Annotated in this window: 10 protein-coding genes; all 10 read right to left on the minus strand. The window is 41.9% G+C overall.

All coding sequences use genetic code 11. The annotated features are described in order from the left end of the window. Window positions 1-34: 34 nt before the first annotated feature. Window positions 35-460: a hypothetical protein gene (locus P7J49_RS09035; RefSeq protein ID WP_408570488.1), complete on the minus strand. Its 426-nt coding sequence runs from the start codon at window positions 458-460 to the stop codon at window positions 35-37. A gap of 70 nt (window positions 461-530) precedes the next feature. Then, window positions 531-5,843 (minus strand): PBECR4 domain-containing protein, encoded by a 5,313-nt coding sequence (locus P7J49_RS09040; protein ID WP_408570489.1) that lies wholly within the window; start codon window positions 5,841-5,843, stop codon window positions 531-533. A gap of 2 nt (window positions 5,844-5,845) precedes the next feature. After that, entirely contained in the window at window positions 5,846-6,097 is a 252-nt protein-coding gene (locus P7J49_RS09045) for a hypothetical protein (RefSeq protein ID WP_044691225.1), read from the minus strand. A gap of 17 nt (window positions 6,098-6,114) precedes the next feature. After that, window positions 6,115-7,911 (minus strand): VirD4-like conjugal transfer protein, CD1115 family, encoded by a 1,797-nt coding sequence (locus tag P7J49_RS09050; RefSeq protein WP_408570490.1) that lies wholly within the window; start codon window positions 7,909-7,911, stop codon window positions 6,115-6,117. Beyond that, entirely contained in the window at window positions 7,908-8,426 is a 519-nt protein-coding gene (locus P7J49_RS09055) for a hypothetical protein (RefSeq protein ID WP_014638008.1), read from the minus strand. The genes P7J49_RS09050 and P7J49_RS09055 overlap by 4 nt, the downstream gene beginning before the upstream one ends. A gap of 12 nt (window positions 8,427-8,438) precedes the next feature. Then, window positions 8,439-9,230 (minus strand): hypothetical protein, encoded by a 792-nt coding sequence (locus tag P7J49_RS09060; protein WP_408570491.1) that lies wholly within the window; start codon window positions 9,228-9,230, stop codon window positions 8,439-8,441. Further along, the gene (locus tag P7J49_RS09065; protein ID WP_024380958.1) at window positions 9,178-9,456 is read right to left on the minus strand and encodes a hypothetical protein; all 279 of its coding nucleotides are present in this window, start codon (window positions 9,454-9,456) and stop codon (window positions 9,178-9,180) included. The genes P7J49_RS09060 and P7J49_RS09065 overlap by 53 nt, the downstream gene beginning before the upstream one ends. Then, entirely contained in the window at window positions 9,449-10,078 is a 630-nt protein-coding gene (locus tag P7J49_RS09070) for a hypothetical protein (protein WP_408570492.1), read from the minus strand. Before P7J49_RS09070 ends, P7J49_RS09065 begins: the two co-directional genes overlap by 8 nt. A gap of 24 nt (window positions 10,079-10,102) precedes the next feature. After that, complete coding sequence (locus P7J49_RS09075; protein ID WP_408570493.1) at window positions 10,103-12,736, minus strand: phage tail tip lysozyme; 2,634 nt, start codon at window positions 12,734-12,736, stop codon at window positions 10,103-10,105. Between the two features lie 21 nt (window positions 12,737-12,757). After that, a partial coding sequence (locus P7J49_RS09080; protein ID WP_408570494.1) for a VirB4-like conjugal transfer ATPase, CD1110 family occupies window positions 12,758-13,709 on the minus strand: 952 nt, incomplete at its 5' end.

The raw sequence follows: 13,709 nt of genomic DNA on the forward strand, positions 1-13,709 counted from the left end.
TTGAGCAGCACTTCTCAAAAAATTGATTGTTTTTTTAACGGCTTCCTCTTAAAAATTGTGTTGCTTTGGAGAAAAAGCCAACTGATTTTTTACTGGAGGTCTCCTCGTTTTTGATTTTGTTTTGAAGAATAGTTTCCGCTAATTGACCTCGTTGTCCGTCCGTTAATGGGTCAAATAATGAGTGCCCAATTTGGAATTCTGTAATGAGAATAGTTTCTCTTAAGACCTCTTGAAATTCCTCATCGCTGACTTCTTGAAGGACTCTTTTGTTTTCTTCCACCCAGTCAGACAATGAAGGTTCTTGTAGTAAGAAGTCATCCTCTTCTTCGAGTTTGGCTAAAATGATTTGTCGTGTCAGACGATATGCTTCTGGATTAATTGCTTGAACTATATCTCCATCCAATACTGGCACGAAGTCAGATAGGATGAGAATGAGTTGGTGTTCTTGTGTTGGTGTCATGATACATTTCCTCCTTGATGATGAGTTGTTTTTAAGGTGACCTTAGGCGGTGTTGGAACATCTCGATTGGTCATTTCGAGATACCCTTTTCCTTTTTTGAGGTAGCTTCTGCTTGCCTCTTTTCCTGTAATTCTTTGAGTTGTTTGTCTGATTGTTCTTTAAAGTGATTTAATTTATTTTCAAACTGATGTTGGGTTTGTTTAACTTGGGATAAACGTAAGACCTCCATTGCCTTATCCATGCGCTCAATCAAACTTTTAGCTTCTTGTTGGACAATATCGAGCTGTGCCTCTAGGTCTCTCAGCGTGTCTTTGTCTTGTGACCAGCTCGCTAAGTAACCGAAGGAATAGTTAGAAGTATCCAATCCATAGTAAGACGCAACTACGTACGCAACGCTTTCTGCTTGGAGTTCTGCGGTACTTCTTGTCAGCTGTTCTTTCTGTGGATGATCCTTGTGATGGAGTTCAGAATGAGCCGTCTCATGTAGGAAGGTTTTGATGAGTTGCGACTTATTCATCCCAACTTTATTTAAGACGATTTGGTGGTTGACTGTGTCATAATATCCTTTCCTACTTTCCTCCAATTCCTCGAAGCGAACGGAGACATGATTGTTTTTTGCAATTGTCATCAGGGTTCGATAAAGGTTGCCGTAGTCCTGATCGGTTAGTTGGTCCTTGACATCTGAAACAGCTTTTGGCATCTCTTTCCCGTCTGTTTGAGTGACATCGAAGACCGCAGCTTTGAGACGGAAGGTAGTACCTATTTCTGGTTTTCCATCCTTATCTAAGATAGGTTGATTGTTCTCGTCTTTCTTGATATAAGTGATAGGGACAAAGATACGAAGGGCCTTCTCCCCTTTTTTAACATGGCGACCAAACGTTTCTTTCCATTGCTTAAAGGAAGCAACTTGACTAGCTGTTGGCTGTTGAGCAAGAATGAGACGAAGGTTGCGACTGGAGTAGTTGTTCAGTTGACTCATTTTAGTTAAGTAGTCTTTGTATTTATCCGAATCAAGATACTCTTTAATGCCTTCTTTTAGGTGAAGGTTTAAGCCAGCGATGTCTTGATTTTGGATTAAGCTTGCGATAACTAGGCTACTGTCTTCTACCTCTTGTTCTTCTCTTTCCCCTTGGTGTTTAGTAGCTGGTTGGGAGCGAAAATCGTAAGGGTTACTTCCTTGTTTTTTCTCTTCTTCATCTGAAATACCATCCGCATCAGAATCCATCATGGAGACTGGTAGAGCTGGCTCATCCTGTAGTCTGTCATCAGAAGAAAGGCTTGTTATGTTTGTTTCTTCTTGCATCATTTGTAAGGTCGAAAGAGTTTCATATTGTTTATTTTTTAGGACGGTCATCATAGACTGTCCACCATCTTTTACATAGTCTGGATGGATAGATAGTTGTTCGATAATGCCGTCTCGTTCACGATAGACTCCCAGGACAACTTGTTCTTTTCCTTCTAGTTCTACAGATAGTTTTTCTTTTATTCGCATGATGGAAGCAGGAACCCCAATGCCATCTACATCTCGAATAGCCAGCAACAAATCTTCATCATCTGTCTTGATTGCTTGTTCCAAATCAATCTTATGAAACTTCTCTACCGTTGATAAGTCATTAAAGACAAAGGCTTGAGATGACAGAATATCTGGCAATAGTGGCAATACCATGGATTTATCTTTGATGGAATGTGAAACTTGTATATTGCCATAATCCCCCTGTCCATTCGCAAAATCATAAACAACTTGTTTCATCTCAATTCCCTTAGGAGAGATACCTGTCAGGTGTGCAAAATTTTCATCAGAGAATTGCACGTCTAATCGTCCAATGCCGTCTCTATCTTGATAGAGATAGGTAATTGTACTTCCTGCCAGTTCATTCAAATACCACTGAGCCGTTGCTTGTAATCCTGGCGCAAATTTATTGAGCCGCCTCAATTCGCCATCGGTAATCACATGGTAACCTGGTTTAAGAGTTGACATCCACTCTCCCTTAGTGGTAAACTTTAAGGGAGCAATGACAGGAAAATCAGGTTGTGATTCGTTCACAACAGGCTTCGATGCTGTCCTTGGAGAAATATCTCCTAAAGAATCGGGATTGCGATGTAAATCGCCCGCATTGCTAATAGGCTCTTGACTTCGGTCAGGAGCTTTTTCTTTTTCCATATGGTCTTTTTGATTAACTAGCTTACCATCTCGAAGATCCATCAGAATTCTAGGAAATTCTTTCTTCCAAATCCCATTATCCTGCTTATGTGTTAATGTAAATCCTTTTGTTTGAATTAGAGCTTCTCTAAATTCAGCATCTTGCAAGAAACGTTCTGTCAAAAGTTTTTCCATTAAAGTGATGCTTGTTAACTTATTTGTAGGACCTAACTGGTATGCCGACTGAATTTTTCTTCCTTGCTTAAATGCTTGTCTGTTTGACTCTGCCCATGTAAGAGCTTCGGATGTAAAACCGTTTGATTTGAGCGTCTGGTATGCATGTTCAACACTTTCAAATCTAAAGTTTCTTATCCAAATTGGACTAACTGCCAAATTGGATAAAATAGCATTTTCATTTGTAGAGGACCAGATATTTAATTTCGGTAAATCCTCGCTTGTGCTCTCAGCACTTTTTTCATGTCCTTGACTCTGCTCGAGGTCTTTTTGATTAACTAGCTTACCACTTACATCTAACAAGCCTTTTTCATGAGAGAGATCTGCTAAATCTTGGAAAGAAAGACTAGCCAGCGGACTATCCTCAAATCCATGACTCAAATAGAGACTAGGGTCAATATACCTTTCGACGAAATCTTTAAGCGGTTGTAAAGATATATCTCTAAGGTCCGAATTAAGGGCTTCTAAGCGAGCTTCATCTCCACCAGACCATATATCAATACCCTCCATGACTTCCTGAAGAGAATACTTTTGTACCAGTTCTAGTGATTTGGCAAACATCGTCATATCAAAAGTAGAACGGAAGGCTTCTTCTTCCTTCTCAGCAATTCGATCCATATTCTGAGCGCTATCACGATAGACAGCCAACGGCAATTTGGGGTTATAACCAAATTTTTCTTGCAGTAGCTCAATCCCCATCACAGTTTGATCGCTTGGTAACGGGAATGGTTTCCCATAGTGTTTATCAAAAAACTTAAGTAGAGACTGATACTGTTCCTCAGGGGATAACTCTCGTAATTCTGGGTGGCTGGAAGCAAACTCCATATTCCTAATCCGATAAGAAAGATACTCTACTCCTTCTTCAGTAAATTCATAGCTCGTCGTTACATTGGGTATTAGGGTTTTAAAAAATTCGCTGATATGGGTTCTTTCGTTTTCTGTTAAAATACGAAAAGTATCTGGATGAGTAGAGTGACTAAGGCTTGTTAGTTGCTCTGTCAGGAATTGTTTTAATTCATCTTTTTCTTTACCAAGTTCAATAATCTGATCCAGCAATGCAGTAAGCTGGGACTGATTTAAGCGTTTATCTAGAATTTCAATAGTAAATTCTTCCGGATAGGACGAGAGCGAGGTGTGACCTAGTTCATTGGCCATTTCTTCAATGTTAGGGTGATTAATCAAGTCATTAAAATCTAGCGTATCTATGTGCTCTTTATCTCTATAAAGCTTCACTTCGATACCAAGTTCTTTATTTTTATCTTCGACATAAGACGGAATATCAAAATTTGTATCAATCTGTCTTATCTGCTCTAAATGTGCTGGAGAAAGGATTCTGTTAAGTCGTTCAGATATAGACTCCCCTTCCAATCCTACATCATAACGGAAACGCTCAACTAACATCTGCCCATCTGCAGTTCTAAGTCCGAACCAAGTACCTCCATCATTCGAAAAGGAAACAGTTGGTCCTGTGCGAGGGTTCTCATTAAAGAGTTTGGCATTTTTAGGATAAAGAATGCTAACAAACTCTGTGTATGGGATAATTTCTCCTGAGGAGTATCGGGATAGTAGTGGTTCGTCAGAACTATAGAAAATAACTTCTATTTCAGATTCGCGAAGCTCTGTTTCTCGCATTCTTTCGCTGATTTGTTTATCTAGCTGGTCGATTGCTTGATGTACAGATAAAATCTGTGATGATTCAACTCGATAGGTATCTAATGCTAAGGAGAGACGTCTGGCAAATAATTGATCTAAGTCAGTTGTGAGGAATGGTTCGACTACGGCTTCTAATTCAGACGCTAACGTGGGAGGGGATGGAAGTTGTAGCTGTTCCTGTACAGTAGCGGCCATCCTCTCAATCCAATCGAAATAATGTTCTTCTGCTGTTTTTGTTTTTTTAGACTTTGTTTCCTTTCGGTGTGGTTCAACTTCTTTGTTTTGAGTGAGACGTTTGCTTTGATGTTCCATTAGTTGTCCTTTCTTTTTTAGCTGGAGATAAGCGTTCCAGTCCATTTTCTTCTCATTAGTTGCCTTAGGTGGTCTTCCGTCAACCACTGGGATTTTTTTCTCCTGTAGCTGATCAATAAAGTCTTGACCAGCCTTATCATTGTCTACCGCAAGAGTGAGGAAATCCTGATGGTTGTTATCATGAAACAAATTCGTTAAACGGGCTGTCTCAGATAGAAAGTCTGACGCTCGCATTAAGTCTTTCGATTGTGTGTAGTCCAAAACGACTTCCTTTGCGGCTCCCCTTTCCTGGAGAACTTCCATGGCATAGCGAGACAGTGTTCCTTCCTTTAAACCATCCATCGCAACTAAACAGACATCCTCTAATTCATCCTTATGGAGCTCATAATAGCTCATCAGGTCAATTGGAGCTTCTGCTACGATTAGACGCTTAGGAGAGCCAATAGCTACGTTTAAACCGGCGATTCCTTCTGATTGATACATGATTTTCTTGAGGTAACCTTTGCCATCGTGACGATCTGGGAAAGGCGAGAGACCTTGTAGGCTCGCTCCGACGATGTGATGGTTCCGATCCAGAAATTTAAAGACGAGGACATCCTCGACATAGCCATCTCTATCTCGGTAGCTTGCTTCTGCCAGCACTCCCTTTTCCAAGAAGAAATCAATCGTCTCATCAGACAAACCTCTCGTCTCTTTGAGGTAGCTTCTTGCTTTCCTAAAGGGTTGTTCATAAGGGGCTAACGTATATCTAAAGTGTTTGCGCTCTTCTTCTACAATGGTGGCTTCTGGGAAGTTCCCAGTCTCCAAGAAGGTCATCGCTTCCTTATAGCTTACACCTTTTATTTCTTGGACTAAGTTAATGGTATCCCCAAATTTTCCGGTTCGAGAATACCATGTCCAGGTATTTTTTACCGTATTGATTTTAAATGAGTCGTGTTCTTTCCAGTAATATTCCTTGTGCGAGATACGTTCCATCTCCATTCCTAGGCGTTTTGCGACCTCTAAGATGGACAGAGCCTTAGCTTGTGCTTTTGTAAAGACCATTCTTATCCTCCTTTTAGTAATCGACGAAACCGCTCATATTCTTCTTTTGTAGCTTCTAATGGATAAGCTAGAAGAGGTTCTGTTCGGTCTCTTGTTAGAAAGAGATGAGGAGCCAATTGATAGAAGGTTGCCTCATCTGCCGTCTGAATGAGTTTCCAGATACTTGGGTGTTCCACAGTCAAATCTTCTGTTTCTAGTGCCAAGACCTGGCAAATACTTTCAAAATAGCCTAGTCTTACCTGTGTTTCTGTCATTTCTTCTTCCTTTCTACTTAAGCTGCAGTTAGCTGTTCAAATGTTGAGGTCACATCATCTGTATATAGCAATAGTCCGTCAATATCTGTTCCTAACCGGACATAGTCATACCAATTCTCATCCTGTGGAGAATGAGCAATCTCTACGTGCCTTGGGTGGTCATAGACACTGGCCTTCTGATCTTTAAAGACATGTTGTTTGGAGATAAAGACCAAGCCTTCCTCAATACCGATACGAGCCACCTCATCTGGTGTCAATAGAGGACGGCCTTGGATTTGCTTATTTTCTCCAGAGGAACCATTGCGATAGCTATGTGTTTTTGAGGTGGAGCGAGTGCGTATCGTCTGCTTCCCACTCCTGGTCGAGTAGTATTCCATGGTGTCCTTGTCGTTAGTCCCTAAAAAGACATGGGTTGCGCAGTTATTAAAGATTGTTTTCCAGTCACTCTTATAAAGGGACTCCAATTGGTTCACGGCTTGGATAATGATTTTAATGGACATCTCTCGGCTTCGAATAGACGAAAGAACTTGGGCAAAGTTTGGAATCCGGCCAATTTGCGCAAATTCATCTAAGATAAACTGAATATGTCTTAAATTCTGTCTGCTATAACCTGGAACCTTGCCTTGTAAAATGGCATCTGCCTTATGGGTCAGCACTTCAAAGCCGACCGCAAAGAGGATAGAAGATAAGAAGTTAAAAGCGTTATTGGTTTCAGGAATCGCTATAAAGACAGCGGTCTTATGGGTGTTCCAGGTATCCATTTCCATCGTATCGGTGCTAATTAAGTTTCTGACATCCTGGTGATCAAAGATGGAATAACGAGCTGATAGAATCGCAACGACACTGTTTCGAGTCTCGCCTTTAAAGTTCTGAAAGAGTTTCCACTGCTTATAGGCATAGTTACCTGGTTGGTGTTCTTCTAGCTCTTCAAACATCTGCTCAACTGGGCTTGGATTATCCGGATCTTCTCGGTACAGATGACGTAAGAGATCGGCCACGTGTCCCAAATGAGGGGTGTAGTGAGAAACACCTGTTTTCGGATCCTTGGAATCAAAATAAAGATAACCAATGAGTGCCCGTTGTAACATGAGTTCTGCCTGTACCCAGAAATCTTCTCCCATATGTTCACTCTTTTTCGTTCCTTCCGTAATAGCTTCTGAGATTCGATCAATATCCAGCTCAGACCTCATATACTCAAATACATTAAAGCGATCGGAGTTTGTTAGGCGGATGAGGTCAAAGACCTTGACCGCATAGCCATGCTTTTCTAACATCTTACCAGTTTCGTGAACCAGGTTTCCTTTGGGGTCTGTGACCACAAAATTAGAATTCAGCTGCATGAGATTAGGCAATACAAAGGTAAAGGTTTTTCCGTCCCCTGGAAGACCAATGACAATCACATTTTTATTGAGTTGGACATGATAGGCTAAGCGAAAATTAAAGAGACCCATCTTAGCTCGTTTGGTGAAAATCATGTTCTTGTCTATTTCTCTATCCTCAAAACGCTTCATCTCTTTTAAGGTCGCAAAGCGAGCACTCCCTTGTTCTTCTCCTGTTCGATAGACCTGTCTGTCTCCTGAGACATAGGCCAATAAGGGAAGAAGAAAACCAAGGAGACCTGCATATAAGAGGTGTGGTTCAAGTGATAAGGTCAAGGAGAATTGTTCTATATGTTCCACTAACCACCTCATCCGAAGCATCCCCATAAAGGGAACGGCTTCTGTCGACAGGAGGTAATAGCGATAGAGGGATTGGAAACAAAGACATAAGAAAAGCCCTACAAGTAAGTAGGGCCAACTGCTTCTACGATTCATCGCTCTTTTTCCTTTCCGAGGTCTTTTGTGACAACGGGTGTCAAGCCTGTATAGACCGTATGGGTCTTGTAGTAGGCGATTTTTTCTTCTGGTGTCATCTCATGGGGTTTGCGAAGAATATGGTTTGCGAATGTTTCAGTAGCTTTAGGGTCTTTTGTAATGTCTGAAATCATCTGCTTCAAGGCTTTTTCTACCAAGAGACGATTTTTTGTTTCAAAGAATAGGAGGGTTTCTTCCTCTTTTTGATAGTAAGTAAAACCAACCTTATGTTCTTCTAGATAATGCTTGAGTTTTTCTAAATGGACCTCACTATGTAGGAGGCGCTCCATATCCTTTTCACTAGCTGTTGCCATAAAGTCATTGAAGCGGGTTTCTCCCTCGAAGGTCCGATGTTCCATCTTATATTGGCGGTTATCATGCAATGCTTTGGCTACCGTATAGAGCGCCGCAATCACGTTTTCTACTGTTATTTTCCCTTTTAGTGCCAGGGAATGGGTTGTTTTTTCTTGATCCATCTGATTCTCCTTCTATGGGTAGGCTGTCTCTTTTGGATGGTCTACAATCAAGTAGCCATAGAGAGAGGTAGGTTCTACTTGAAGTGTTAGCTCTAGGCGTTTTTGTTGGTTTGCCCCATCTTCTTTTAGAGAGAGAACATAGGTTAGGTGGTAGAGCTGGTCTTCCGTTTGTTCGACATTCTCCAGAATCACGGACTGGAGTTGACCTGGTTGGTGGTTTAGCTGGAGTTTGGAGGAGACAAAATCCCCTAGTTCTGCGGCTTCTGAATAGTAACGAGGAAGGAAATAGCGGACGACTGCATCCAAATGTCCACTTTCCTTTTGGATGGTTTTTACGGTCTCTATTTGATGAGAGAGTGTGCGCATTTCTTCTTTCTGATCTAGAACCAGAAACACAGTGCAGCCTAAAGCAAAGAAACTAACCGTTAACATCCCAAATAAAAGAGAAGGTAACAGACGTAGGAATTTTCGTTTTTGGACCGTTTCTTCTTTTTGAGGTCGTGATGAAACTTCTGGCTCTTGTTTTTGCGACGTATCCCTCTTCCAAAATGGAAGGGGCTTTTCTGTCGGCTCTTCTACCTTTTCCTTTCTCAGAAATAGACCATCTGCGATGCCGTCAAAGGGAAGAAAAATCTCTTCTTGAAAAAGAACAACTCCTTTTTTATCCAATTCTTCCACTAAAAGCAGACTTTGAGCTTCCTGATGTTTGACCTTGGCATTTTCTCTATCTAGAGCTTGGTAGACCAAGTCCTTATTCTTGTAGGTCGTTATCGTGTCCAAGGTCAGATTGGTTAAACGGTACATGTTTTGTTTCTCCTTTCAACTTTCCTTCTTCTATCTGGCGCTTAATATCTGCCCAGGTGAGGTGGTGTTTGGCCAAATAATCTGAGTGTTCTTCGTACTTAGCTAGAATGATTTGGGTGTCTAGCTCTTTGATTTTCTCTTCCTCTTTTTTGGCTTTAGCGAGGAAGTCAGCTTGTTTTTCTTCCGCTTTTTTACGTTGTTTTTGTAAGTGTTCTAATTTAGTCATGGGTTTCATCTCCTTCTATTGATTGGGTAGGTTGGTTAAGGGTTGGTAGCGCTGCGGTTTGATCAGCAGTTAAGGTATCCACAATGAGGATAGGTTCAATACGATTGACCAGGTATTTATTTTCCTGTTTGATATAGTGGATGCGGAGCGTCGTTTGAGAGTACACATCCACCTGGGCATTGGTATAATCATTTTTCTTTTGTAATTGCGTTTGGGTATAGGAAACCTGGGCGAGGACATCGTTATTTTCGCTATCGATGTAGATGGTCGCCGATTTGAGTTTGGTATCTACCACATAGCCCTTATAGGTTTGATTGGTTGGTTCTTCTTCGGTATTTACTTCTTGTGTATAGGCTGCTTCTGTCATAAAGGGCAGGTAGCGGTTTCTATTCTCTCCCAGGTCCTTCTTTGTAAAGTAGGCACTAAGGAAGGATTTGATATACTCTTGTGTCAACTCTCCTCCTTCGACTTGTTTGGCTACTGGTGGCTTTTCTGCCTTTGTGGGTGCTTTCGAGCTACCAGCCACACTAAACCAGAAAACTAAGCCAAGAACCGTTACCGCGGCCATACCTAATCCAATGAGCTGTAAGAGTTTCAGTTTTTCTGTATCGATCATTTTCATTTGATGTCTATTTCCTTTTTTCTTTTATTTTGGTTTCGCAAAGCTATAGTATGGAGCTGGACGACAGACTCGCCAATGAATTTTATCCTGGACACCGCCCCAGTTGCACTCAGACACGAGAAAACTTCCATCTGGGTTAACAGCTTCCACAATCCCTACATGCCCATACTGAGGAGGAGTTCCGTCAAATCCACCGACTGTAGAGACGACTGCCCCTTTTGTTGGCGTCATGCTATAGGACCAGCCTTTAGCCACTAAGTTTCTGACCCAATCTTGCCCATTTCCAAGATAGCCATAGCTTCCAGATAGGTCTGTGATAGACCCTAGTTCCACAAGCCTATTGTAGCTATACCAGGTACACTGCCCTGGTGGATAACCACTTCCTGCTTGTGTTGTGAGAGCCGCTTGACTAGGAAAAATGGTCACTTGAGATCGGTAGGGTTCCGGGAAATTCCAAGAAGAAGCTACACCACCTTCTCCAACAATCTGTTGGGTTAGAAAGGCATGGATTTGTTTAGCATTGTGTTGACGTTCTAAGAGTTTATCACCAGCGTTTCCTTCCCATTGATGGAGAAAGCGTTGGGTTAGCGTGGTCACATCCTCGTTACTGGTGAGGATGTCTTTTACAATAGTTACATAGTAGGGACTATCGCTTTCCAACATAAAGTCAAGCTGTAGTTCTAAGTCATACCACTTCTTGCCTTTTTGTTGGGCGTATTGCCGAAGTAAGGTATGCCGTACCGATCCATCTGCCGTATCCGTCCATTGACCTAAACCTAAACCTCGCTTTAGGATATTCGGATAAGATCCGTTGTATATACTAGGTCCGCCCATATCTAACCAAGCTGGGTCATCCCAGGAACTGGTACTCGCCCCCACAGGAGGGCTGAGATAGTCTCCTTCTGCCCGCTTTGCGGTGATATTGCTTTCCGTCGCAAAGTTTCCTAGCATAGCTGAAAGGCCATTATCTGTTAAGTTGGGAAGTTTGGGTTTGAGATAATCTCGAATCCTACGGGATTTTTGTCCCAAGTCTCCCTCTAAGGTGGTGAGGACCGAGGTCGTCTGATTATAGGTGACCGAAGAAAAGTAGAATCCAGGATTGACTGCCGTCCATTTTTCAGGCGTTCGAGTCGTGGCTTCTGCTTCTCTTTTCTGATAGCGGATTTCCTGGTAACCATCGGTTGTAACTTTACCTATTTCTTCTCCAACCGTAACACTTGACTGATCCTTTACCCGGATACCTCCGACAGCTTCGTAGGTAAAGATTGCCTCCTTTGTTGAAATACGAACCTGATTTCCACTAATGGCCACCTTCCCAGCTAAAGGAGCTCGTAAGGTTTGACCTGCGGTTGCCTTTAGCTGAGTCTTATCATACAGTTCCGTTGGGGAGTTGTAACCAAAGCGTTTTAAAATGACAAGGGGCTGTCCTCTTGTGTCTTCGTTTTCTGTAGAGAAGGGATTAGCCAATTCTTGGTAAAGAGGATAGCGTCCAACTTCTTTGGATAGGTTGATAAGCTCTTCGTATTCCTTTTGTTCAGTCTTCCCTAGCTTGGTCCACTGTAAAGAAGAGCTAGAGCCGGTTAAATCGAGCATAGTTTTTAGATTGTGAGGGTCGCTGTTTAGATGATTCCAAATATCATCTAAGGCATCCGAATAGTGATTGAAACCTAAAAGAGCGCTCACATCTCCCCCTAATCCTTCTTTCCAGGGGCTTTCTGGGTTCCATTCACTACCATAACGGTAGTTCATAAAAAAGAGAACGTCGTCGATATTGGTCCAATAGTCAACCGTGTCTGTGGACTTCTCTCGATCTCTTTTAGAGACTTGAAGCCAAGATTGATTGAGATCAAATTCATTTTGTTGGACAGGACCACTTCCGGCAAAAATGCCCATAAAAAGAGAAGTGACGCCAAGCAAAAGAAAGAGGATAAAGTAGGATTTTATCGCTAGGGGATTGGTTAAGACCGTTCGGATAGGGTTAGAAGCAACACGTAGAACAGTTGTCGTTCCTTTAGCGACCTTTCCTGCCTTGGTTTGAGCCAAGCGGTGTCTGACGTTTTTCACTCTCTTTGAGAGCTTATACTCCCACGAAAACTCTTTCGGAGTTCGAGTAAACCCACGACCCCTGGTAAAGTTATACACACGGTTTGCCTGGGCATAGCTCTGCTTGATGGTGTGCTTTCCAAGCTCTTTTCCACTATGAAGAGCTCGCTGACTAGTTGCCTTTTGATAGCGCAACTGCCGAATGTTTTGTCTTCCCTTTACCCAATCGTCTATGATGTCATTGTCCCGGATGACCTTTTCCGCATCTTGTCTCGTTTTGATATAGGCACCTTGTTTCCCCCTACGCTTGATCCGATTGGGAATGTAGGTACTATCTGCCTTTTTACTTCGTTTATAGATGGTTTTAGCGACTTGTTTATCTACTTTCGCTTTATCTAACTCCTTCTTAAAATAAAGAGCTCTCGCAGTAGGTTTCGGGCCTTTATGAAGGCGATAGTCTTTCTTAGCTTGCTTATAGGTTTTCTTGGCCCGTTGATAGGTTGATCTGGCATCTAGTCGAGCTGTTTTCGGCACCTGACCTTTCATCTCTTTAGTCTGTTTTTTTACCCTTAACCTTCCTTCTTTCCTAAGCTGTTTTGGATCACTATCGTACATACGTATTCACCTGCTTTCTCATCAGGTATCCGTTGCGACTAATTGATAGAGCTTGGTATGTTTGGGGATAGGATTTTCAAAAGGAACAATGGTATCTCCAGCCACAATCAAACCTGTGCCTTTAGCTTTAGGTCGCAAGACAAAGCGCTCTAAGGATGGGGTTAGATGGATAATCTGTGATAAGACTTCTAAATCTGTTCGTTTGAGTTTCAGAAGCGCTAAGAATTCGCAGTTGGCCACTAGTTTCCTTCCTTCTTCTGTAGAGAGAACCGTTTCAGGGTTTTGGGTAATGCCAATTGGTAGCGTCCCATATTTACGGATTCTAGAATACAATTCTGTAAAGAATGTAGCTTGTAGACTGTGTTTGAAGTAAAGCTGTAGCTCGTCAAAATAAAGCCAAGTTGTCGTTTTTCCTTGATGGTTAACAACTTGGTTCCAGATATAATCCTGAATAACCAGTAAGGCAAATGGTTTTAATTTTCCGCTTAATTGCTTGAGATTAAAGATAATAAAGCGGCTGTCCATATTGACATTGGTCTGATGGGAGAAAATATCATTGGAGCCCATCGTATAAGGTTCAACCTTTAGGGCAAGGTCCTTCGCTACTTGTTCTGGTTGTTGGAGTAAGATGGCTTGCCAGTCTTTGAAGGTTGGTTGATCTACTGACTCATAGGTTTGTTTGGTGACACGATCAATCATGGAAAAATCATCATCCGAGAATTCCGTCAAGATATTTTCAAACAAGGTGGACAATAGATTGACCTTTTGTCCAATAGGGTCACTATCTTCTACCTGTAATTTTTCTTTATCTGGAAGGTCCAATACATTAAAGTGATGGGGAGAACCTGGAGCGACCGTTATGATTTCTGCCCCAAATTCTTGACCAATATCCAAGTAGTCGAGTAGGTTAGTGGTATTACTACCACCTTCCTCTCTAAGAACCGTACGTGAGAGTTTCCCCTCATACGGCTCA

Origin of the sequence: Streptococcus suis (genome assembly GCF_046032515.1) — a bacterium.
Taxonomy (GTDB): Bacteria; Bacillota; Bacilli; order Lactobacillales; family Streptococcaceae; genus Streptococcus; species Streptococcus suis_AL.